Genomic DNA, 22,938 nt, shown 5'->3' on the forward strand with positions numbered 1-22,938 from the left:
CCCGGGCCGGCCGTGCGGGTGACCTGCCGTCCGGGCGGGCGTCCGCGCCGCCGGGGCCTCCGCCGCCGGGGCGCCCGGCCCGGCCGTTGCCTACCGGCCCGACCGCTCCCGCCGTCCCGGCCGGCTCGCCGTGGCGGTCCAGCCCAGGACCAGCCACACCCCCGCCACCGCGCACACCCCGCCCCAGCCCCAGTGGCCGAAGGCGGGGCCCGCGGCGGCCGAGGCGAGGGCGCCGCCGGCGAAACCGGAGACGACGTAGGCGGTGTTGGCGGTGGCCGGGGTGGAGTTGGTGGTCAGGGCCAGGGTCTGGTTGGCGACGTGGGAGGCGACCAGGGCGGCGTGGACGGCGATCGCGGCGGCGCACAGCGCGGCCAGCAGGTGACCGCCCAGCCAGAACAGCGGCACGGCGACCGCGGCCAGCAGGTACGCGGTGCCCACGACCCGGGCCGCGCCGAACCGGTCCACCAGGCCACCCGCCAGCGGCGCCACCGCGCTGGAGGTCAGTCCGAAGAGGCCGAAGAGCCCGGCGGTCGCGGTGGACAGGCCGTAGGCGGGGCCGGTGAGCAGCAGCGCGAGGGTGGTCCACAGGGCGCTCCAGGCACCGAACATCCCGGCCTGGCGCAGGCACGCCCGCCACAGGTCGGGTGAGCGGCGCAGCAGCCCCGGCAGCTCGGCGATGCCGGAGAACAGGGCGCCCTGCCGGGTCCGCCGCTCCGCCGGCAGGGCGAGGGCGGTGGCCAGCCCCAGGGCGAGGGTCAGCACCGCGGACCCGGCGAACACCCACCGCCAGCCGAAGGCCTGCCCGGCGAGCCCGCCGAGGACGCGGGCCGCGACGATGCCGGTGAACAGCCCGGCGATGACGGCCGCGACGTGCCGGGCGCGCCGGTCGGCGGGCGCCCGTTCGGCGACCAGCGGGACCAGCAGCTGCGGGACGACGGTCGCGGCGGCGGCGGCGAACACGGCGGCGGCGAGCGCCGCGGTGCCCGGGGCGACGGCGGCGACGACGAGGGCCGCCGTGGTGGCGACGGAGAGACCGGCGACGAGCGGACGCCGGTTGACGCGGTCGCCGAGCGGGGCGAAGAAGAGCAGCCCGGCGGCGTAACCGAACTGGGCGACGGAGGCGATCCAGGTCACGGCGGAGGGCACCGTGCCGAAGTCGTGGGCGATGAGCGGGAGCAGCGGGGCCGCGAGATAGATGTTGGCGGCGGTGACGGCGGTGCAGACGGCTATGAGGAGCAGGAAGAGCGAGCCGGAGGCGGGCCGCGCGCCTGCGGGGACCTGGACCTCGTGTGCCTGCTGGGTGCTGGTGGCTGACGGCATGGGCGGAGCTACTCCTCGGGAACCGGCTCGCGCGACGGACTGGGCGCTCACACAACTAACTGGTTGGTTGGAAGTGTCCAACAGCGTGCCCGGCCCCCGCATTCCCCGTCAACCGGGTAACCGGATGGTTGGTTGCCTCTTCGCCGCGCTCTACCCTGTCCGCATGGGAGCAGTCAGGGACCCCGAGGCCACCAGGGCCCGCATCTTCGAGGCGGCGCTCGGCGAGTTCGCCCGGCACGGCATCGCGGGCGCCCGCATGGACCGCATCGCCGAGCGGGCCAAGGCCAACAAGCAGCTGATCTACGCCTACTTCGGCAACAAGGCGGAGCTGTTCACCCAGGTCCTGGCCCGATCGATGCTCGACCTGGCCGTCGCCGTCCCGGTGGACCCCGACGACATCGAGGGCTGGGTCGACCGGGTGATCGACTACCACGCCGCGCACCCCGAGGTGCTCCGCCTGCTCTTCTGGGAGGGCATGGAGTACGGCGCCGACACCGAACTGCCCGACGAGAACGGGCGCCAGGAGCACTACCGGGCCAAGATCGACGCACTCCGCGAGGGCCAGGAGCGCGGCGTCATCACCGACGCCATTCCGGCCCGCGACCTGCTCTTCCTCCTCATCGGCCTGGCCAACTGGGCCGCCGTCGTCCCCCAGATGCGCCGCATCGTGGTGGGCACCGAGGACGCCGACCGGGACCGCCTGCGCGCCTCGGTCAGGGAAGCGGCCCGACGACTGGTCGCCCGCTGACCCCCGCCGCACCGGGCACGCCCGTCCCCGCCCGGCGGTGGCACCCCGGGACGACCGCCGGCCACGGCGTCCCGCGCGGCTAGTTGGTCCCGATCCGCGCCAGCAGGTCGACGATCCCGCTCTGCACCTCGGTGCTGGTGGACCGCTCGGCGAGGAACAGCACGGTCTCGCCCGACGCCAGCCGGGGCAGGTCGGCCTGGTCGACGGCGGCGGTGTAGACGACCAGCGGGGTGCGGTTGAGCTGCCCGTTCACCCGCAGCCAGTCGATGATCCCGGTGTGTCCGGCGCGCCGCCGGTGCACCTGCATCAGATCCATCACCACGAGGTTCGGCCGGAACTGCCCCGCCAGCGTCACCGCGTCGTCGTCACTGGCGGCCCGCGCCACCTGCATCCCGCGCCGCTCCAGCGTCGAGGTCAGCGCCAGCGCGATCTCCGCGTGCTCCTCGATGAGCAGGACCCGCGGCGGATGCTGCTCACTGTCCCGGGGGGCCAGCGCCTTCAGCAGGACGGCCGGGTCGGCGCCGTACGCCGCCTCGCGCGTCGCCTGCCCGAGCCCCGCCGTCACCAGCACCGGCACCTCGGCGGCCACGGCGGCCTGCCGCAGCGACTGGAGCGCCGTACGGGTGATGGGACCGGTGAGGGGATCCACGAACAGCGCGGCGGGGAAGGCCGCGATCTGCGCGTCGACCTCCTCGCGCGAGTGCACGATGACCGGCCGGTACCCGCGGTCGCTGAGCGCCTGCTGGGTCGTCACGTCCGGCGCGGGCCACACCAGCAGCCGGCGCGGGTTGTCCAGCGGCTCCGGGGGCAGCTCGTCGTCCAGCGGCTGCGGACGCGGGGTGTCCGCCACCTCGACGGCGCCACCGGGCCCGTCCAGCGGCTCCGGTCCCTCGGCGGCGTCGGGCCCCGGCGCCCCTATGGCGTACGAGCGTCCGATCCCCTCGGTGCCCGGCGCCGGCCGGGACGGGGGCAGGGGTGCCTGTCCGGCCTGCGACGGCTGGGCGGGCGCCGGTGCGGTCGGCTGGTGCGGCCGGGCGCCCTGTTCCGGCTGCGGTTCCGGACGCGTGGCCGGGTCGGGGGGTGTCCCGAGCCGGCGCCGCCGGCCGGAGCCGCCCGGCGCGTGCGGGGGCGGCGTCGCCGTCGGCTGCTGCGCCTGCGCGGCCTGCCGCGCGAACGGCACGCCCTGGCCGAGGGTACGGACGCTGAACGCCCGCCCCTGCGTCGAGTCGGGGTCGATCGGCGCGCCACCCGCTGCCTCCGCGGGCAACGGCTGAGCGGCCCGCTGCGGCTGTCCGCCGGGCAGCGGCGTGCCGGGCGCGGGCGTGGGTGTCCCCGCGCCGCCGGTGCCGCCGGCACCCGGCCACTGCCGAGGGGCTCCGGGCGGCGCGGGCGCGGTCTGCTCCGCCGCTGCCCGCCCGGCCCCGGTCTCCGTGGGCAGCGGGAGGGCGCCCGGCGGCGGCCCGGCCGGGCCGCCGGCGGCCGGTGCGTGCGCCGCCGTGCCCCGCGCGGGTACGGACTGGCCGGGCGTGCCCTGGGCCGGTACGCCCGCGGCCTGGTGCCGGCCCTGGGCGGCGGGCGCGGGCGTGCCGTGGGCGGCCTGGGGCGGTGCCGCGTGCGGACCGGGTGCGGGCTGGCCGTGCGCCGTTCCCTGGGCGGGGACGACGGGCTGCGTCGCCGTGGCCGGGCGGCCCGGAGCGGCGGGGCCCGGCCTGCCGCCGGGGGCCGGCTGCGTGGCACCCGGGGCCGGGGCCTGCGGCTGGCCCGCGGGCGCGACGGGACCGGCCTGCGCCGGGATGCCCGCACCGGACGTGCCGTGTGCCGGGACACCGTGTCCCGGGGCCGCCTGACCGGCGGCCGGCGGTACGGGGGCGCCGTGCGGTGCCTGACCGGGGGCGACCGGCGCCGCCGCGTGCGCGGACTGCCCGGGCTGGACGGACTGCCCCGGCTGTACGGGGGGTGCGTGGCCGGGGACGGCCGCCGGTGCGGTGCCCGGCGCCACCGGCCCGGCGGTCCCGGCCGGCTGGGCCACGGCCCGGCGGCGTCGGCCGGTCGGGGCGGTGGTGGGGTGCGGCTGCGGCGGGGTGTGGTCCTCGGCCCGGTCGAGCGGTACGGCGTCGTGCCGGCTGTCGTCGTCCGGGTTGCCCGGGGCACCCGGGACCCCCCTGACCGACACCGGCTGCCGCGCGGGCATCCGCACCTGTCCGGGCAGTGCCCCGGCCCCGGCGGCCTGCGGCGCACCGGCGTCGGTACCCGGAACCACCGGGGCCGCGGGGGCCTGCGGGGCGTCCGTGACCGGCTCCCCGGGAGCAGCGGCGCCGGCGGCCACCGGCGCCTGCGCACCCGCACCCACCGGGTCCGCGGCACCCGTCACGTCCTCGGGGTCGGTCGTGTCGGCGGCGTCCGGGGCCCGGTCGGCCTCGGCCGGCGGCAGGGCGAAGACCGCGCGCGGGGCACCCGCCGCCGCCTCCTGGGCCGCCGCCCGCTCCGCCGCCGCGGCCAGCGCGCGCCGGCGCCGTCCGGTCGGCTGCCCCTCGTCGTCCTGGTCCGCCCGCGCGTCCGCGCCGTCCGCCGGAACGGCGTGCGGCGCGCCGCCCGGCGCGGGGAGGGCCGGTGGCAGCGCGGCCTGCGGGGCCCCGGGGTCGCGGCGGGCGCGGCGGCCCGTGGGCACGGGCACGCCCTGCGGCGGCACGGTGCCACCGAGTCCGGTACCGGAGGCGGCCGCCCCCGCGGCGTGCTCGGCCGCGGTCATCACGGCACCCTCGGCCACGCCGTCGCCGTCACCGGGACCCGTGTCTTCGCCGGTGGCGAGGTCGGCGGGCCGGCCACGGCGCCGTCCGGTGCCGCCGGACGCGGCCTCCGGCACCTCGGCCGGTGCCTCCGCCGGCAGCGCGGCGGGCAGCGCGAACGCCTCTCCGGCGGGGCCTGCGGCCCGCCGCCGGCGCCGTCCGGTCGGCACGGCGCCGTCCGCGTCACCGGCGTCGGCCGCCCCGGCCACGTCACTCTCCAGGAAGGCGTCCGTGGAGCCCCGGCGAGCCCGCCGCCGCCCCCCGCCGCCGTCCTGCTCACCCATTGCGGCATCGGCGGCCTCGTCGCCGGTGCCCGGCATCGGCCCCGGCAGGGCCGCCTGCCCCTCGAACGCCGCCTGTTGCGCGAGCCCGGCACCCGCGACCGCGCCCGCCCCGCCGCCGAGCGGCACCTCCAGCACGTACGCGCTACCGCTCATGCCCGGCACCTCGTGCGTCTGGAGGACACCGCCGTGGGCGCGCACGATCCCGCGCACGATCGGCTCGTGCACCGGGTCTCCGCCGGCGTACGGCCCGCGCACCTCGATGCGCGCGACCTCTCCGCGCTGCGCCGCCGCCACGACGACCGTGTTGTCCAGGTAGCCGCCCGCCGAGACGGGCGTGTTGCCGGTGGCGTCGACTCCGGCGACATCCGCCACGAGATGGGCGAGGGCGGTGGCGAGCCGCCGCGGGTCGACCTCCGCCTCGATGGGCGGCGCGTGTACGGCGAACTGCACCCGCCCCGGCCCGATCAGCTCGACGGCGCCGTCCACTCCGGCGGCGACCACGGCGTCCAGCAGCACCTTCGTGCGGGTGATGTCCTCGGCGCCCGTGTCCAGCCGCTGGTAGCCGAGGACGTTGTCGATCAGCGTCGTGATGCGTGAGTAGCCGGCCGAGAGGTGGTGGAGCACCTGGTTGGCCTCGGGCCACAGCTGTCCGGCGTCGTCGGCGGCCAGCGCGGCCAGCTCCCGGCGCAGCTCGTCGAGCGGCCCGCGCAGCGACTGCCCGAGCAGCGTCAGCAGCTGCTCGTGCCGGCCGGCCAGGGCCTCGTACCGGTCCTTCTCCCGCTCGGCGAGCGCGGCGTACCGTTCCTCGCCGGCCGCCATCTCCTCGGCGTGCTGCTCGCGCAGCTCCTCCACCTCGGCGACGTGCTGCTGGCGCAGGGCCGTCAGGTCGGAGGCGTGCTCCTCGGAGAGCCGCTCCACCTCCTGTGCGTGCGCCTTCTCCAGCGCGGCCTTCTCCTCCGACAGGGAGTCGAACGGCCGACGGTCGGTGAAGGTCATCACGGCGCCGACGAGCTGGTCCCCGTCCCGCACCGGGGCGGTGGTCAGATCGGCCGGCACCTTCCGGTCGCCCTTGGCCCACAGCACCTGCCCGCGCACCCGGTGCTTGCGCCCGGAGCGCAGGGTGTCGGCGAGCGGCGACTCCTCGTACGGGAACGGCGTGCCGTCGGCGCGCGAGTGCAGCACCAGGGCGTGCAGCTCCTCGCCGCCCAGCTCACCGGCCCGGTATCCCAGTATCTGGGCGGCGGCCGGGTTGACGAGCACGATCCGCCCGTCGGTGTCGGTGCCGACGACACCTTCCGACGCGGCCCGCAGGATCATCTCCGTCTGCCGCTGCGAGCGCGCCAGCTCGGCCTCGGTGTCCACGGTCCCGGACAGGTCCCGGACCACGAGCATGAGCAGCTCGTCACCGGTGTAGCCGTAACCGTCGTACGCCTGCTGCCCGTTCTCCAGGTTCGCGCTGGTGACCTCGACCGGGAACTCGGTCCCGTCGGTCCGCCGCGCGACCATCCGCGTCGGCTTCGTACGCCCGCGGGGGTCCATGTGGTCGGGCCGCCGCATGGAGCCGGGGATGAGCCGGGAGTCGAACTGCGGCAGCAGGTCGAGCAGGCCGCGCCCGACGAGCGCGGTCCCCGGCGCCTCGAAGGCCTCCAACGCGATGGTGTTGGCGTTGACGACGGTTCCGTTGGCGTTGACCAGGACCAACGCGTCCGGCAGCGCGTCGAGTATGGCTGCGAGGCGAGCAGCGCCTCGGGATGGCCTGCTGCTCACGAGACGCCTTCCTCCCTGTTACCGCACCTTGCCGACCGCCCGGGCCATCTTGCCAACCTGCCCGCGACGTGTCACGCGAGGGAGTCTAAGCGCACGGATCGCGCTCGCGGCGCCGGATGAGAGGGACGTCCCACGAGGAAGTGACACGAACGTGTGACCACGTGCCCCGGCTCCCCCGTCCCTCCCCCGGACCTTTACGGAACCATCGCGTCCGCCCCGGTCCGCCCCGGCCCCCGGGCCGGCGGCTACGCACGGGCACGTGGCAGCAGGGGCACCATCCGGTCCCAGCGCCCGATCTGGCACCCGTCACGGCGGCTGTACGAGGCGTCGACCGGGCGTCCGGCCCAGACACCGGTGACGTGGGCCGTGGCCGGACCGCCGTAGAGCGGGGTGCAGAGGGCGTCCGGGTCCACCGGCGCGAAGGGGTCGCGTCCCCACCGGGTGTTCGCGTCGAGCGTCCGGCAGGCCCCGGCCACGTCCGGGTGACGGCCGGCGTCCGGGTGACAGGACAGCTGGTACGTCCCGTCGCGCCCGGCCCCGGCGTGCCGGACCACGACGGTCAGGTGATCGCCCCGGTCCTCGGGCCGGACGGGCGGCGGCGCGGCACCGGCCGCGCAGGCGGGTACGGCGGCGAGGAGCGGGACGAGGGAGGCGGCGCCGGCGAGGGACGCCGACAGCAGGCGCCGCGCGGCGCCCGACAGAAGAGAGGTCATGCCCCGTCCAACGCCCGACCGCCCAGGACGTTGCGCAAGGGCACCCCTGACCTCTCCCTGATCCTCCGCCCGCCCCACCGGGGAAGCCCTTTGCCCTGCGGCCCGGCGGCCTAGTACCGTGGGGGGCGATTGGTGACAGGGCGCTCGCCTGTGTCATCATCTGCACGCACCGATCGCGCGCTCGCGTGAGCGGTTGTGCTGGAGGCGTCGCCTAGTCCGGTCTATGGCGCCGCACTGCTAATGCGGTTTGGGTCTTAAAGCCCATCGAGGGTTCAAATCCCTCCGCCTCCGCACTCACCCGAAGCCCCGGTCCCCAGGACCGGGGCTTCGGCGTTCCCCGGCCTTGATCGTCCCCCACGCTCGGGAGCAGCGTTTCCGCAGGTCGCAAGGGGTATGCGAATCGGATTTCACATGACGGCGGCAGTCATGTAATGTTCTTCCTGTCGCCGCGAGCGGGCCGAAAGGGCCGGGAGCGAAGACAAAACAAAAGAACAAGCACTCGTAGCTTAACGGATAGAGCATCTGACTACGGATCAGAAGGTTGCAGGTTCGAATCCTGCCGAGTGCACTTGTACGAAGGCCCCGGAGAGATCCGGGGCCTTCGGCGTTTCCGGGTGCCGGAGGGTCTCTGGGAGCAGAAGGGTCCCCGGGAGCCGGTGCGGCAGGGCGTGGGCGTTCGCCGGGGCCTGTCAGTGGCTGCCCCTACCCTGGCGGTGATGGCACGGGTGTGGGAATGCGCGGGGCTTCGGTGGGTGGCCGGTGGGCCGGTGCTGGAGTGGGGCGGCGGGCGGCGCAGTGCGTTGCCGTGGGGGAAGCGCGTCGCGTTCGCGGTGCCCGGGGACGGCGTGCGGACCTGTGTGGGGGCGCGGGGGCACGCCTGCCCGCGGGGGGTCGCCGTGCCGGGGCGGAGCACGGGGGCCCGGTGCGAGGAGTGCGCGCGGCTGGACCGGGCGCACTCCGTGGCCGCCGACACGCTCGCGGACGACCCCCGGCCGTACCGGGTGTACCTGGCCTGGTTCGGTCCGGGTCTGGTGAAGGTCGGCATCACCGCCTCCGAACGCGGGCCGGCCCGGCTGCTGGAACAGGGCGCCGTCTGCTTCAGCTGGCTCGGCACCGGTCCGCTGATGGCCGCCCGGCGCACCGAGGAGCTGTTGCGGGCCGCGCTGGGGGTGCCGGACCGGATCGCGTACGCCCAGAAGCGTGCCGTCCGGTCGGCGCTGCCGGGGACACGGGCGGCGCGTGCCGCCGAGGTCCGGGAACTGCACGCCCGTGCCGTCGCGCTCGCCGGGTGGCCGGAGACGCTGCGGCGGGAGCCCTGCGAAGTCGCCGACCATGTGCGGACGTTCGGGCTGGAGGGGGTACCGGAGGCGTGCGGCGAGGTCGGGGAGCTGGTGCCCGGCGGCGCCGTGGACGGTGAACTGGTCGCCGCCGCCGGGCCCGATCTGCATCTGGCGGTCGCCGGCCTCGGGGTGGTCGTACTGGACACCCGGCTGATGACCGGGTGGGCGCTGGGTCCGGTGGCCGTGCCGCCCGCGTCCGGCACCCGCACCGTGCCGGTACGGCCCTTCCGGCAGCCGCGGGACCTGGAGCGGGAGCAGGAGCAGGACGGGTTGTTCTGACGCGGGGGCCGTCCTGGTGGCGCCGGTTCGCGGGATCGCCCGGTGCGGCCACCGTCGGCCCATCCCGTGCCCAGGCGTCGCCTGAGAGGTTCCTGTGCGCTTCTCAGAGAAAACACAGACTCCGGAAAGCGTCTTCTCAGAGGGCCCCGACAGGGTGTCCGGCATGACCACGACCTCGCCCCAGGGGCGCACCGAACTGCTGAGGCCGGACGGGAGCCCCGTCCGCGTGCTGGTGGTGGACGACGAGCTGTCGATCACCGAACTGCTGAGCATGGCCCTGCGTTACGAGGGCTGGCAGATCAGGAGCGCGGGCGACGGGCAGGGCGCGGTGCAGACGGCCCGCGACTTCCGGCCCGACGCCGTCGTGCTGGACATGATGCTGCCGGACATGGACGGCCTGGCCGTGCTCGGCCGGCTGCGCCGTGAACTGCCGGACGTGCCCGTGCTGTTCCTCACCGCGAAGGACGCGGTGGAGGACCGTATCGCCGGACTGACCGCCGGCGGCGACGACTACGTGACCAAGCCGTTCAGCCTGGAGGAGGTCGTCGCGCGGCTGCGCGGGCTGATCCGCCGGGCCGGGGCGGCCGACCGGCGGTCCGACTCCGTGCTCGTGGTGGGGGACCTGACCCTGGACGAGGACAGCCACGAGGTGTCGCGGGGCGGGGACGACATCCACCTCACCGCCACCGAGTTCGAGTTGCTGCGGTTCCTCATGCGCAATCCCCGGCGGGTGCTCAGCAAGGCGCAGATCCTGGACCGCGTGTGGTCGTACGACTTCGGCGGCCAGGCCAACGTCGTCGAGCTGTACATCTCCTACCTGCGCCGCAAGATCGACGCCGGCCGGGAGCCGATGATCCACACCCGGCGCGGGGCCGGCTACCTGATCAAGCCCGCCGTGTCATGAGCGGGCGGCGGCGGCCGCGTCCGCGGAAACGGCGGCCGGGTCAGCCGCGCACCCTGCGGACGCGGCTCGTCGTCGCGTCCGTCGCGCTGATCGCCGTGGTGTGCGCGGTGATCGGCACCGTGACCACGCTGGCCCTGCGGTCGCACCTGTACACGCAGCTGGACGACCAGCTGCACGAGGTCGGGGCCCGGGCGTCCGCCGACTTCCCGCCGCCCGGCGCCGCCAAGGCCGTACCCCTCCCCGACGGCCGGCGGAGCGGACGGATCGGTCAGGCCACCGATCTCTCGCAGTTCGTGTCACGGGGCCCGCAGCCGCAGTACACGGTCGCGGCCGAGGTCAAGGACGGCAGGGCCACCACGGGCAAGGTGGGCGCCAAGTCCAGCGCCACCTACGCGATGAGCCCCAAGACGCTCGGCCGGGCCCAGCTCGATGCCCTCGGCACCGTCGCCCGGGACGAGCGGCCGCACACCGTGGACCTCCCCGGCCTGGGCTCCTACCGGGTGCGGTACGCCCACGGCCCCGCCGGTGACTACTACGTCGGCATCCCCACCGAGGAGGTCGACGGCACCATCGACGCCCTCGTCCTCATCGAGGTCAGCGTCACGGTGGCCGGCCTGGTCGCCGCCGCCATCGCCGGTCACGTGCTCGTCGGTGTCGCCACCCGCCCGCTGCGCCGGGTCGCCGCCACCGCCACCCGGGTCTCCGAACTCCCGCTGCACACCGGCGAGGTGAACCTCAGCGAGCGGGTCGCGGAGGCGGAGTGCGACCCGCACACCGAGGTCGGCCGGGTCGGTGCCGCCCTCAACCGGATGCTGGACCACGTCCACGGGGCGCTGCACGCCCGCCAGCGGAGCGAGACGCGGGTACGGCAGTTCGTGGCCGACGCCAGCCACGAGCTGCGCACCCCCCTCGCCTCCATCCGCGGGTACGCCGAACTGACCCGGCGCGGGCGCGAGCAGATCGGCCCCGACACCCGGCACGCCCTGGCCCGGATCGAGTCGGAGGCGGGCCGGATGACCCTCCTCGTCGAGGACCTGCTGCTGCTCGCCCGGCTCGACGCCGGCCGGCCGCTCCAGTTCGAGCGGACCGACCTGGTGCCGCTGGTCGTCGACACCGTCAGCGACTCCCGCGCCGCCGGCATGGACCACAACTGGCGGCTCGACCTGCCCGACGAGCCGGCGCTGGTGTCGGCGGACGCGGCGCGGGTGCAGCAGGTGCTGGTCAACCTGCTGGGCAACGCCCGCAAGCACACCCCGCCCGGTACGACCGTCACCGCGCGCGTGCGGCGGCGGGGGGCGTGGGTGTGCGTGGACGTGGAGGACGACGGGCCGGGCATCCCGCCGGAGCTCCAGCCGCACGTGTTCGAGCGGTTCGCGCGGGGCGACTCCGCGCGGTCCCGCGCCACCGGGTCCACGGGGCTGGGGCTCGCCATCGTGCAGGCCGTCGCGACCGCGCACGACGGTGCGGTGACCGTGTACAGCGAGCCGGGGCGCACGGTGTTCACGGTGCACCTGCCCGCGTCCGCCCCCGCCGGCCCGCAGCCCTGCGCGCAGAGTGGCCCGCGAGCGTTCTCACAGGCCCACCACAGTGCCACCACATGGGCGCGACAGGGCAGTTGAGAAGAGTCGGTGCATGCGAACCGACTCTTCTCCCGGCACCCTGCCGGCGCGGGAGCACCTCCCGGCCACGGCCGCCGGCACGCCTGTCCTGGACGTAGTGGTCCCCGTCTTCAACGAGGAGAGGGATCTCCGGCCGTGCGTCCGCAGACTGCACGAGCACCTCACGCGCACCTTCCCCTACGCGTTCCGCATCACCATCGCGGACAACGCGTCCACGGACCGCACCCCGCTGGTGGCGGCGGGGCTGGCGGCGGAGATCCCCGAGGTCGGCACCGTCCGCCTGGAGCAGAAGGGGCGGGGGCGGGCGCTGCGGACCGTGTGGTCCGCGTCCCCGGCGCCGGTCCTCGCCTACATGGACGTCGACCTGTCCACCGATCTCAACGCCCTGCTGCCGCTGGTGGCGCCGCTGATCTCGGGCCACTCCGACCTGGCGATCGGTTCGCGGCTCGCCCGTGACTCGCGGGTGGTGCGCGGTCCCAAGCGGGAGTTCATCAGCCGGGCCTACAACCTGATCCTGCGCGGCTCGCTCCAGGCCCGCTTCTCGGACGCGCAGTGCGGCTTCAAGGCCATCCGGGGTGACGTGGCGCGGGTGCTGCTGCCGCTGGTGGAGGACACCGGCTGGTTCTTCGACACCGAGCTGCTGGTGCTGGCCGAGCGGGCCGGTCTGCGGATCCACGAGGTGCCGGTGGACTGGGTCGACGACCCGGACTCCACCGTGCACCTGGTGCGGACGGCCACCGACGACCTCAGGGGGGTGTGGCGGGTCGGCCGGGCCCTGGCCACCGGTTCGCTGCCGCTGGACCGGCTGTCCCGGCCCTTCGGCGACGACCCGCGCGACCGCCGGCTGCCCGACGTGCCCAAGGGGCTGGCCCGTCAGCTCGTCGGGTTCTGCGTGGTCGGCGGCCTGTCGACGCTGTTCTACCTGGCGCTGTACGGCGTCTTCCGGCAGTTCTCCGGCCCGCAGGCCGCCAACGCGCTCGCCCTGCTGGTGTCCGCCGTGGCCAACACCGCCGCCAACCGCCGGCTCACCTTCGGGGTGCGCGGCCGGGGCGGCGCCGTACGCCACCAGGCGCAGGGCCTGGTCGTCTTCGGTATCGGTCTCGCCCTGACCAGCGGCTCCCTGGCCGCCTTGGGCGTGGCGACCGGCAGCCCGGCCCGTTCCACGGAGCTGGCGGTGCTCATCGCCGCCAACCTCGCGGCCACCGTGCTGCGGTTCCTGCTCTTCCGCGCCTGGGTCTTCCCGGACCGCGAGAGGCCCGGCGGCGCACCGGCGGTGCCGGCGGACCGCGCCCCGGCCTCCCCGCCGGTCCAGGGCGCGACGGCCCCGTACGCGCCGCTCCCGCAGCGTCCGGCCCCGGGCCGGGGCGAGCAGCCGGACCAGCCGCAGCCCTCCCACCCACAGCCCCAGCCCCACCCGCAGCACCAGCTGTACCGCACCGCCCAGGTCCGCGCCGGTGACGCCGCGGACGGCACCCGCGGGGACGGCGCCGTGCCGTCCCGGCCGGTGCGGCCTCACGACAACGACCCGAGGGACGCCCGATGACCACCCACTACGACCCGCCCACCGCGCCGCGGGGCGCCCCGGGCGCCGGCACACCGTCCCCGGCCGCCCCACCGTCGGCCCCGCGGGCCGGTGAACCGCGGCAGCCGTTCGTCCGCCGGCTGTGGCGCGGCCGGCCCGAGGACCCGCGCTGGGCCCGTCCGGCCCTCCTCGGCCTGCTGGCAGCCACCCTCCTGCTCTACCTGTACGACCTCAGCGCCTCCGGTTACGCCAACTCCTTCTACTCGGCGGCCGTCCAGGCGGGCAGCACGTCGTGGAAGGCGTTCTTCTTCGGCTCGCTGGACGCGGGCAACGCCATCACCGTCGACAAGCCGCCGGCGTCGCTGTGGCCGATGGAGCTGTCGGTGCGGCTGTTCGGCCTCGGCTCCTGGGCGATCCTGGCGCCCGAGGCGCTGATGGGCGTGGCGTCCGTCGCCGTCGTGTACGCCGCCGTGCGCCGCCGGTTCAGCCCCGCGGCCGGTCTGCTCGCGGGCGCGGTGCTCGCGCTGACCCCCGTCGCCGCGCTGATGTTCCGGTTCGACAACCCGGACGCGCTGCTGGCCCTGCTGATGTCGGTGGCCTGCGCCCTCGTCGTGCGGGCGCTGGAGGACGGGCGTACGAAGTGGCTGGTGTGGGCCGGTGTCGCGATCGGGTTCGCGTTCCTCACCAAGACCCTCCAGGCGTTCCTGATCCTGCCGGCGCTGGCGGCCGTGTACGCGGTGTGCGCGCCGGTGCGGCTCCGGCGGCGGTTCGCGCAGTTGGCCGCGGCGACGCTCGCACTGGTCGTGTCCGGCGGCTGGTGGGTGGCCGTGGTCGAGCTGTGGCCGGCCTCCTCCCGTCCGTACATCGGCGGTTCGCAGAACAACAGCTTCCTGGAGCTGACCTTCGGCTACAACGGGCTCGGCCGCCTCGACGGCGAGGAGACCGGCAGCGTGGGCGGCCGGGGCGGGGGCGGCGGCAGCGGCATGTGGGGCGAGACGGGCTGGGACCGGATGTTCGGCTCCGAGGTCGGCGGCCAGATCTCCTGGCTGCTGCCCGCCGCGCTGATCCTGCTCGTCGCCGGGCTGGTGGCCACCCGCAGGCTCGGACGGACGTCCGTCACCCGCGCCTCGTTCCTGGTCTGGGGTGGTTCGCTGCTGATGACCGCCGTGGTGTTCAGCTACATGGCGGGCATCTTCCACCAGTACTACACGGTGGCCCTCGCCCCCTACCTCGCCGCGGTCGTCGGCATGGGTGCCGGGTTGCTGTGGGAGCGGCGGCGGGAGCTGTGGGCGTCGATCACGCTCGCCGCGTCCGTGGTCGCGGCGGCGGCCTGGGGGTACGTCCTGCTGAACCGGACCTCCGGCTACCTGCCCTGGCTGAAGTGGCTGGTCCTGGTCGGCGGGCTCACCGCGGCGCTCGGCCTGGTCTTCGCGGGCCGCGTCCCGCGGCGGCTCGCGCTCGGGGCGGCGGCGACGGGGCTGGTGGCCGCGCTGGCCGGGCCGACCGCGTACACGCTGAGCACGGTCGGGCAGGGTCACACCGGTTCGATCGTCACGGCGGGCCCGGCGGGCGCGAGCGTGATGGGCGGCCGGGGCGGCGGCCCCGGCGGTGACGGCATGCGCGGCGGCTTCGGCGGTGGGGCACCCGGCGCGCGGGGGCAGCGCGCCCCAGGGGCCAACGGGTTTCCGGGCGGCGGTGGCTTCGGCGGAGGCATGCCGGGCCCGAACCGGGGCAACGGCACCGCCCCGACGGGGCCGGGGCAGCAGGGTCGGACCGGCGGGGCGAACGGCAACGGCTTCCCCGGGGCCGGCCTGCCGGGCGAGGGCGGACCGGGTGGCGGCGCCGGCGGCCTGCTGAACGGCACGAACGTGTCGTCCGCGGCCAGGAAGCTGCTGGAGTCGGACGCCTCGGCGTACACCTGGGTCGCCGCCTCCGTCGGTTCCCAGAACGCGGCCGGCTACCAGCTCGCCACGGGCGACCCGGTGATGGCGATCGGCGGTTTCAACGGCACCGACCCGTCCCCGACACTGGCGCAGTTCAAGACGTACGTGGAGCAGGGGAGGATCCACTACTTCATCGCCGGTGGCGGCATGGGCGGCGGTGCCGACGGGGGCAGTGGCAGCGCCTCCCGGATCAGCTCGTGGGTGCAGAGCACGTTCAAGAAGGTCACGGTCGGTTCGGCGACCTTCTACGACCTCACGCGGAAGGCCGGCGGCTGACGGCTGACGGCCCACCCGTCGCCGTACACCGCACAGCGCGACTGTGCGGTGTACGGCGTTTCCGTTCGCCCGGGTCACCCGCAGCGCCGGGCCGTCCTCGGCGCCGTCCGCCCTGCCGCGGTGGGCGGAACGGGTGTCCGCCCGACGACACCGGGGCACGGGGGACAGGGGGCGCCGGGGCCGGTCCCGGGCGCCCCCGGGAGCGGCGTCCTCCGTTCGGATCGGCCCGGATCGGGGGCGGTGCCGGGACTCGTGAGCCCGGCATGTTCCGGACGGGAGGGCCTAGCATCTGGAGCGGCATCCGAGGCGGAGGAAGGTGCGCCGGTGGCGAAGGCAGCAGGTAGGTCGGCGCGGCACAGCGTGTGGCTGGCGGACAGGGCCCGCCGCGGCGGGCGCGGCGGGCAGCCCTCGGGGCTGGACCGGGAGCGGATCACCGAGGCTTCGGTGCGGCTGCTGGACGCGGAGGGCCTCGCGGGGTTCTCGATGCGGCGGCTGGCCGCCGAGCTGAACGTCACCGCGATGTCCCTGTACTGGTACGTCGACACCAAGGACGACCTGCTCGAACTCGCCCTGGACGCCACCTACGCCGAGCTGCGGCTGCCCGAGTCGGAGAAACCTGAGAACACCGAGAACCCTGAGAACCCGGCCGAGGACTGGCGGGAACAGCTGCGGGAGCTGGCCACCGCCTACCGGACCCTGCTGGTCCGACACCCCTGGGTGTCCCCGCTGGCCGGGCGTTTCCTCGACATCGGGCCCCACTCGGTGGCCTTCTCCCGGGCGATCCAGCGGGTCGTCCGGGGGACGGGGCTGCCCGATCACGGGGTGACCGGCGCGATCTCGGCCGTCTTCCGGTTCGTCTACGGCTTCGGCACCGTCGAGGGCCACTTCCTCGCCCGCAGCGCGGACACCGGGCTGACCCCTGACGAGTACGTCGAGCAGGCCATGACCGTGGTGGCCGAGGCGCCGGGGACCGCCGAGGTGGTGCGGGAGTCCAGGGCGCTCATGGCGGCCCGGGGCGGGGACACGGTGGGCGAGATGATGGAGCGCGACTTCGCCTTCGCCCTGGACCTGCTCGTCGCCGGCATCGAGGCGATGGTCGCCCGGGGCTGACTACTCCGAGGGGGCCAGCCGGGCCGGGAAGCCGCCGGTCGCCACGGGACCCCAGCGTTCGGGCGTCACCCGGATGACGGACTTGCCCTGCCGGACCATCGCCTGCCGGTACTCGTCCCAGTCGGGGTGTTCACCGGCGATGTTGCGGTAGTACTCGACCAGGGGCTCCACGGAGTCCGGGCAGTCGACGACCTCGGCCGTGCCGTCGATCTGCACCCACGGGCCGTTCCACTCGTCGCTGAGGACGACCAGGCTGACGCGGTCGTCCCGCCGGGCGTTGCGGGTCTTGGCGCGCTCGGGGTACGTCGACATCACGATCCGGCCGGAGTCGTCGACGCCGCAGGTCAGCGGGGACGCCTGTGGGCTGCCGTCGGCGCGGCGGGTGATGAGGAGGGCGCGGTGGCGCGGGCGGACGAAGTCCAGCAGCTCGGCTGCCGATACCCGGGTGTTGGACGCGATGTTCGGTGCCATGCGGGCAAGCCTAGGTCGCCGGAGCCCCGCCGGCCTGTCCCTGCCGGTGGCAGGGACAGGCCGACGGGGCCTCGGGGGGCGGCGGACACAGCGGTCCGCCCCGGGGGGTCACGCGGTGGGCAGGGAGTCTCCCTGGACGGCCTGGATGTCCAGTTCCACCCTGAGGGTGGTGCCGATGGCGGCGATGCCGGCCTGGAGGACCTGGTTGTAGTTCATCGCGAAGTCCTCGCGGCGCAGCTCGGCGGTGGCCCGGAACGCGGCCCGGGTGCCGCCCCACGGGTCGGCGCCGGTGCCCAGGTAGGCCAGGTCCAGGTCGACGGGGCGTACGACACCGTGCAGGGACAGTTCGCCGTGCACGGTCCAGCGGTCGGTGGCGGCCAGTGTCAGGCCCGTCGAGTGGTAGGTGATCTCCGGGTGCCGTTCGACGTCGAGGAAGTCGCCGGAGCGCAGGTGGGTGTCCCGCATGCCGTTGCCGGTGTCGACGGAGGCCGCCCGGATGACCGCCTCCACGCGGGACTTGCCGATGTCGTCGGGCGCGATCTCGATCGTGCCGCCGAACTCCGTGAACCGGCCGTGCACGCTGGAGATGCCCAGGTGCTGGGCGACCGCGGCGACGGAGGAGTGCACCGGGTCGATGGTCCAGGGGCCGGGCGGCGGCAGTTCGGTGCCGCCCTGCCGGGTCAGCGTGACCGTGCCGACCTCGGCCCGGCCGCTCGCGGTGACGATCGCGCTGGAAGCGGCGGGCGCGTACCCGACGGCGGTCACGATCACCGTGTACGCGCCCGGCGCCAGCTCGGTGGTGTCCCGTACGGCTCCCTCGGCGTCCGCCTCGGCCCGCAGCACCTGCGTGCCGGTCATGTCGGTCACCGTGACGACCGCGTGCGACACGGCCCAGCCGTCCCGCGTACGGATCTTCGCGGTCAGTCCCATCCCGTCATCTCCCTGGAAAAGCTCAAAAATCGGTCGTATGAGACCGGCCCGCGGCGGGCGCGCCCTCCGTTCAGGGCGCGCGCCGCCACGGGCCGGGTGCCGGCTACTCGCCGGGGTGGGCGAGCTCGATGTCGTGGCCGTCCACTCCCGGGCCGGCCACGGTCAGCGCGGTGGCCACCGGCGGGTAGCCCGTCGCGATGACGGTGTACTCACCGCTGTCCAGGTCGGTGAAGGCGTACGCGCCGTCGCTGCCGGTGGTGGCGGTGCCGACCACGTTGCCCGCCTGGTCGACCAGGGTGACCCGGGCGTCGGCCAGCGGACCGTGCGGGGCCCGGACGACACCCTGGAGCCGGGCGCCGGCGTCCAGGTCGACCTCGATCCGGGTGACGCCGGTGGCGCCGACCTCGACCGGCAGGGCGCGCGGCCGGAAGCCGCTCGCGTTGACCGCGACGGTCACGGTGCCGGGCACCAGGTCGGTGAGGGCGAAGTCGCCCTGCTCACCGCTGGAGGCGGTGGCCAGCAGGTCGCCGCGCACGTCGGTGACGATCACCATGGCGCCCTTGACCGGCAGCGCGCTCCCGGCGGCCCGGACGACACCGGTCAGCCCGCTGGTGCCGCTGAGCAGGATGTCGTACGACAGCGCGTCCTCGCCCACCACGACGGTGGAGGCCTGCGGCTGGTAGCCGTCGGCGGAGGCGATCAGGACGTACGAGCCGGCGCCCGGGGCGGCCAGCGTGTAGGAACCGTCGGCCCGCGCGACCGAGCGGCCCAGCTGGCGGCCGGTCAGCGAGATGAGGGTGACGGCGGCCTGCGCGACCGGGGCGCTCTCGGCGCCGCGGACGAAGCCGTGGACCGGGGTGCCGCCGGCGGTGCCGGGCTCGGCGGCCGAGGCGACGGCCGTCAGCTGCCGGGTCGCGGTCGCCGTGGCGGTGCCGTCGTGGCCCGCCGGGTCGGAGACCGTGCCGGCGGAGAACGCGGCCGGGACCTCCTCGGCGGCCGGGGCCTGGGCCTCGGCGACGGCGGGGGCGGCGGCCGGGTCGGTCACCGGGGCCTGGGCCTCGGCGCCCTGGGCGAGCGCGCCCTTGGTCCGCAGCGGGACCTCCTTGATGAACAGCGTGATCAGGAAGGCGACGGCGGCGAGGAAGCCGGCGATCATGAAGACGTCGGCGATGCCGTGGCCGTAGGCGCTCTCCATCAGGGTCCGGATGGGGGCCGGCAGCTTGTCCATGTCGGGGATGGAGTCCGTGGACCCGGAGCCCCCGGCCAGGGCGGCCTGGTACTTGGGGCTGAGGGCGGAGACGCCGTCCTTGACGTAGTCGGTGATCTTGTGGGACATCACGGCGCCCAGCGCGGAGACGCCGACCGCACCACCGAGGGAACGGAAGAAGGTCACCGTGGAGCTGGCCGAGCCGAGGTCGGACGGGGCCACCTGGTTCTGCGTGGCGAGCACCAGGTTCTGCATCATCATGCCGATGCCGAGACCCAGCAGGGCCATGTAGATGGCCATCTTCCAGTAGTCGGTGTCGTACCGGATGCCGCCGAGCAGCAGCAGGCCGGCCGTCACCAGGACGCCACCGCTGACCAGCCACGCCTTCCAGCGGCCGGTGCGGGTGATGAACTGGCCGGAGACGGTCGAGGAGACGAACAGACCACCGATCATGGGGATGGTCATGACGCCCGACATGGTCGGGGACTTGTCCCGGGCCAACTGGAAGTACTGGCTGAAGAAGACGGTGCCGGAGAACATCGCGATACCGACGAACAGGGAGGCGAGCGACGCCAGGGTGATCGTGCGGTTCTTGAACAGGCGCAGCGGGATGATCGGCTCGCTCGCCCTGGACTCGACGAGCACGAAGAGCGCGCCGAGGACGATCGAACCGCCGATCATCGCGTAGGTCTGCCAGGAGATCCAGTCGTACTTGTCGCCGGCGAAGGTCACCCAGATCAGGAGCAGGGAGACGGCCGCGGCGATGAGGGTCGCGCCGCCCCAGTCGACCTTGACGTCCCGCTTGACCACGGGGAGGTGCAGGGTCTTCTGGAGCACGATCAGCGCGATGATCGCGAAGGGCACGCCGACGTAGAAGCACCAGCGCCAGCCCAGCCATGAGGTGTCGGTGATGACACCGCCGAGCAGCGGGCCGCCGACGGTGGCGACGGCGAAGGTGGCGCCGAGGTAGCCGGAGTAGCGGCCACGCTCGCGCGGGGAGATCATCGCGGCCATGACGATCTGCGCCAGGGCGGACAGACCGCCGACGCCGATGCCCTGGAACACGCGGAAGGTGATCAGCATGCCCGGGTTCTGCGACAGGCCGGCCGCCATCGAGGCGACCACGTAGATGATCAGCGCTATCTGGACGAGCGCCTTCTTGCTGTACAGGTCGGCGAGCTTGCCCCACAGGGGAGTGGCCGCGGTCATCGACAGCAGGGCGGCGGTGACCACCCAGGTGTAGGCGGACTGGCCGCCGCCGAGGTCCCCGATGATGTGCGGCAGGGCGTTGGAGACGATCGTGGACGACAGGATCGCCACGAACATGCCGAGCAGCAGCCCGGAGAGGGCCTCCATGATCTGCCGGTGCGTCATGGGGGCGTCGCCGTGGGAGCCTCCCCCGTGCTTGGCGTGAGCCCGCACACCGGCTGGTGTGGTCGTTGCCATGGGCTTCCTTTTCTTACGTGCTTGCGGGTGTACGGGTGGTCTCTTCGAATACGGGTGCGGGTAGCCGCGGAACGGACCGGCAGTCACCGAAGGACGCGCGGAGCCGGGTCATCAGCCCGATCAGCTGGCCGACCTCCTCGTCGGTCCAGTCGGCCAGCCGCTCGGCGAGCAGGTGCGTGGTCCGCCGGGACAGCTCGTCCAGCTGCTCCAGGCCCTCGGGCGTCAGGCGCAGGATGCGCGAGCGCTTGTCCGCCGGGTCCGGGTGCCGTTCGATCCAGCCGCGTGCGGCCACGTGCGCGACATGCCGGCTGGTCACCGACATGTCCACGGCGAGCAGCTCCGCGAGCTTGCTCATGCGCATGTCGCCGTGGCGGCCGAGCAGGGTCAGCACGGCGGCCGAGCCGGCCGGGCAGTCGGGGGGCAGGATGCGCCCCATGTCCCGTTTCACGGCTCCGACGGCACTGAGCTGACGCGCCAGCTCCTCGAACTGCGCCTGCCCGGCCATCACACCTCCCGTATTCGTTGCTTGAAGCAACCATAAAGGTGCTTGGTTGCTGAAGGCAAACAAGTTGGCCGGTGGTGGCGCAAAGCTTCGGCAAAGAGAGGTATGGATGACGTAAAGACGCAGGTGGCCCGGGGAAGTGCGCTGCGGCGGTCGTCGGTCCGCCGGACATCTTCCCCCCGGCCCCCGCTTGGGCCGGAGGGCGTGACTTCGCTAAGGTCTCGGGCCATGGCTAACACCCAGGGCCCCCAGGGCAATTACGACCCCGCCGGCAACACCCAGATGTTCCGCGCGTTCGTCGACGAGGCACCGCAGGGCCGGCAGCAGCAGGCGGCTCCCGCGGGCCCCCGCGTCGGCCTGATCGTCGGCATCGTCGTGGCGCTCCTCGTGGTGGCGGGAGTCGCCTGGCTGGCGCTCAAGTAACCCCGGCGGACCCCGCCCGCTCGTGGGAGCGCCCCGCCCGGACCGGGTGAGGGCGCTCGTCGGCGTGCGTTTCGCACCCGGGACGCACGAAGGCCGCCGACGCGGCCGTGACGGCGCATCGGCGGCCACGCGTATCCGTCGTACGCGTCGCACCGGAGGGTCAGTCCGAGATCAGGCCCTCCCGCAGCTGGGCCAGCGTCCGGGTGAGCAGCCGGGAGACGTGCATCTGGGAGATGCCGACCTCCTCGCCGATCTGCGACTGGGTCATGTTGGCGAAGAAGCGCAGCATGATGATCCGCCGCTCCCGGGGCGGCAGCTTGGCCAGCAGGGGCTTGAGGGACTCGCGGTACTCGACGCCCTCCAGCGCGCTGTCCTCGTAGCCGAGCCGGTCGGCCAGCGAGCCCTCGCCGCCGTCGTCCTCGGGGGCCGGCGAGTCGAGGGAGGAGGCGGTGTAGGCGTTGCCGACCGCGAGGCCGTCGACGACGTCCTCCTCGGAGACACCGAGCACCGCGGCCAGCTCCGTCACCGTCGGCGAGCGGTCCAGCTTCTGCGACAGCTCGTCGCTGGCCTTGGTCAGCGCCAGGCGCAGCTCCTGGAGGCGGCGCGGGACGCGCACCGACCACGAGGTGTCCCGGAAGAAGCGCTTGATCTCCCCGACGACGGTCGGCATCGCGAACGTCGGGAACTCCACGCCCCGTTCGCAGTCGAACCGGTCGATCGCCTTGATCAGGCCGATCGTGCCGACCTGGACGATGTCCTCCATCGGCTCGTTGCGCGAGCGGAAACGCGCTGCCGCGTAACGCACCAGCGGCAGGTTCAGCTCGATGAGGGTGTCCCGCACATAGGCCCGCTCGGGGCTGTGCTCGTCCAGCGCGGCCAGGCGCAGGAACAGCGAGCGGGACAGGGTGCGGGTGTCGAGGTTCGCCGTGGCCGGCGCGGCCGGGACAGCTTCGGCGGCCGGGGCGGCGGCCGGGGACGGCACGGCCTCGAGGGCCGTGACACCCTCGAACCCGTCGAGGACGTCGAGAGCGTCGAGCTCCTTGGGCGCTGCCTCGCTCAGCGTGGGCGTCAGCACCTTCGAGCTGCCCTGGTCTGCGGACATGCCACCCCCTTTGGGTCGCGGGACGGTCGCGGCGGCGTCCTTCCCGAGCGACGCAGCCTTCACCTGAATACCGGAGCCGAAGCCTCGGCAAACGCGCTTCCCGCAGAATGTCACATGTCGGCAACGCGCTGTAGTGACATGTCGACATGTGAGAGCCGAATACCCCCTGGAGGGGAGGGGTCTGACGGTGTCTCGGGTCCCGACTGTCGGCAACTGCCCTGGTGAGAGATTCGCTCGCGCCGGTTA

16 protein-coding genes and 2 tRNA genes are annotated in these 22,938 nt (G+C 74.6%); 10 read left to right on the forward strand and 8 right to left on the reverse strand.

Annotated elements, in window-relative coordinates:
• Positions 1-90 precede the first annotated feature (90 nt).
• Complete coding sequence (locus tag ACIQVT_RS23965; protein ID WP_403757463.1) at positions 91-1,320, reverse strand: MFS transporter; 1,230 nt, start codon at positions 1,318-1,320, stop codon at positions 91-93.
• Between the two features lie 163 nt (positions 1,321-1,483).
• Between ACIQVT_RS23965 and ACIQVT_RS23970 the strand changes: the two genes are divergently transcribed.
• Positions 1,484-2,068, forward strand: a complete 585-nt coding sequence (locus tag ACIQVT_RS23970) for a TetR family transcriptional regulator (protein ID WP_403757466.1) — start codon at positions 1,484-1,486, stop codon at positions 2,066-2,068.
• A gap of 79 nt (positions 2,069-2,147) precedes the next feature.
• On the opposite strand, the gene ACIQVT_RS23975 is transcribed toward ACIQVT_RS23970, so the two are convergent.
• Both ACIQVT_RS23975 and ACIQVT_RS23980 read right to left on the reverse strand, forming a co-directional pair.
• Entirely contained in the window at positions 2,148-6,905 is a 4,758-nt protein-coding gene (locus ACIQVT_RS23975; RefSeq protein ID WP_403757470.1) for a PAS domain-containing protein, read from the reverse strand.
• A gap of 245 nt (positions 6,906-7,150) precedes the next feature.
• A complete protein-coding gene (locus tag ACIQVT_RS23980; RefSeq protein ID WP_403757473.1) occupies positions 7,151-7,618 on the reverse strand; it encodes an SSI family serine proteinase inhibitor in 468 nt (155 codons plus the stop codon).
• Positions 7,619-7,818: 200 nt separating this feature from the next.
• On the opposite strand from ACIQVT_RS23980, the gene ACIQVT_RS23985 reads away from it, so the two are divergent.
• From ACIQVT_RS23985 to ACIQVT_RS24020, 8 genes are all read left to right on the forward strand, one after another.
• Positions 7,819-7,909 (forward strand) — tRNA-Ser (locus tag ACIQVT_RS23985).
• Between the two features lie 204 nt (positions 7,910-8,113).
• Positions 8,114-8,186, forward strand: a tRNA-Arg gene (locus ACIQVT_RS23990).
• A 148-nt stretch (positions 8,187-8,334) separates the two neighbouring features.
• Positions 8,335-9,237 (forward strand): DUF2797 domain-containing protein, encoded by a 903-nt coding sequence (locus tag ACIQVT_RS23995; protein WP_403757476.1) that lies wholly within the window; start codon positions 8,335-8,337, stop codon positions 9,235-9,237.
• A 163-nt stretch (positions 9,238-9,400) separates the two neighbouring features.
• Positions 9,401-10,141 (forward strand): response regulator transcription factor, encoded by a 741-nt coding sequence (locus tag ACIQVT_RS24000; RefSeq protein WP_403757478.1) that lies wholly within the window; start codon positions 9,401-9,403, stop codon positions 10,139-10,141.
• Positions 10,138-11,760: an ATP-binding protein gene (locus tag ACIQVT_RS24005; protein ID WP_403757481.1), complete on the forward strand. Its 1,623-nt coding sequence runs from the start codon at positions 10,138-10,140 to the stop codon at positions 11,758-11,760. Before ACIQVT_RS24000 ends, ACIQVT_RS24005 begins: the two co-directional genes overlap by 4 nt.
• Positions 11,761-11,773: 13 nt before the next feature.
• Entirely contained in the window at positions 11,774-13,303 is a 1,530-nt protein-coding gene (locus tag ACIQVT_RS24010; protein WP_403757484.1) for a glycosyltransferase, read from the forward strand.
• Positions 13,300-15,501, forward strand: coding sequence for an ArnT family glycosyltransferase (locus ACIQVT_RS24015; protein ID WP_403757487.1), 2,202 nt, complete (start codon positions 13,300-13,302; stop codon positions 15,499-15,501). Before ACIQVT_RS24010 ends, ACIQVT_RS24015 begins: the two co-directional genes overlap by 4 nt.
• 324 nt (positions 15,502-15,825) lie before the next feature.
• Positions 15,826-16,611, forward strand: a complete 786-nt coding sequence (locus tag ACIQVT_RS24020) for a TetR/AcrR family transcriptional regulator (protein ID WP_403757490.1) — start codon at positions 15,826-15,828, stop codon at positions 16,609-16,611.
• Here the strand turns inward: ACIQVT_RS24020 and ACIQVT_RS24025 are convergent, their stop codons facing one another.
• The 4 genes from ACIQVT_RS24025 to ACIQVT_RS24040 all read right to left on the reverse strand — a co-directional run bounded on the left by ACIQVT_RS24025 (position 16,612) and on the right by ACIQVT_RS24040 (position 21,170).
• Positions 16,612-17,082 (reverse strand): PPOX class F420-dependent oxidoreductase, encoded by a 471-nt coding sequence (locus ACIQVT_RS24025; protein WP_403757494.1) that lies wholly within the window; start codon positions 17,080-17,082, stop codon positions 16,612-16,614.
• 108 nt (positions 17,083-17,190) lie between these two features.
• Positions 17,191-18,012, reverse strand: coding sequence for a YceI family protein (locus ACIQVT_RS24030; protein WP_403757498.1), 822 nt, complete (start codon positions 18,010-18,012; stop codon positions 17,191-17,193).
• Between the two features lie 103 nt (positions 18,013-18,115).
• On the reverse strand, positions 18,116-20,665 hold the full coding sequence (locus ACIQVT_RS24035) for an MFS transporter (RefSeq protein ID WP_403757500.1): 2,550 nt from the start codon (positions 20,663-20,665) through the stop codon (positions 18,116-18,118).
• 13 nt (positions 20,666-20,678) lie between these two features.
• The gene (locus ACIQVT_RS24040; RefSeq protein WP_403757503.1) at positions 20,679-21,170 is read right to left on the reverse strand and encodes a MarR family winged helix-turn-helix transcriptional regulator; all 492 of its coding nucleotides are present in this window, start codon (positions 21,168-21,170) and stop codon (positions 20,679-20,681) included.
• Between the two features lie 225 nt (positions 21,171-21,395).
• On the opposite strand from ACIQVT_RS24040, the gene ACIQVT_RS24045 reads away from it, so the two are divergent.
• A complete protein-coding gene (locus ACIQVT_RS24045) occupies positions 21,396-21,590 on the forward strand; it encodes a hypothetical protein (protein WP_403757507.1) in 195 nt (64 codons plus the stop codon).
• Positions 21,591-21,750: 160 nt separating this feature from the next.
• Here the strand turns inward: ACIQVT_RS24045 and ACIQVT_RS24050 are convergent, their stop codons facing one another.
• On the reverse strand, positions 21,751-22,692 hold the full coding sequence (locus ACIQVT_RS24050; protein WP_403757510.1) for an RNA polymerase sigma factor SigF: 942 nt from the start codon (positions 22,690-22,692) through the stop codon (positions 21,751-21,753).
• Positions 22,693-22,938 lie beyond the last annotated feature (246 nt).

The sequence above is a fragment of the Streptomyces sp. NPDC100445 genome (assembly GCF_044759735.1).
In the GTDB taxonomy this organism is placed as follows: Bacteria; Actinomycetota; Actinomycetes; order Streptomycetales; family Streptomycetaceae; genus Streptomyces.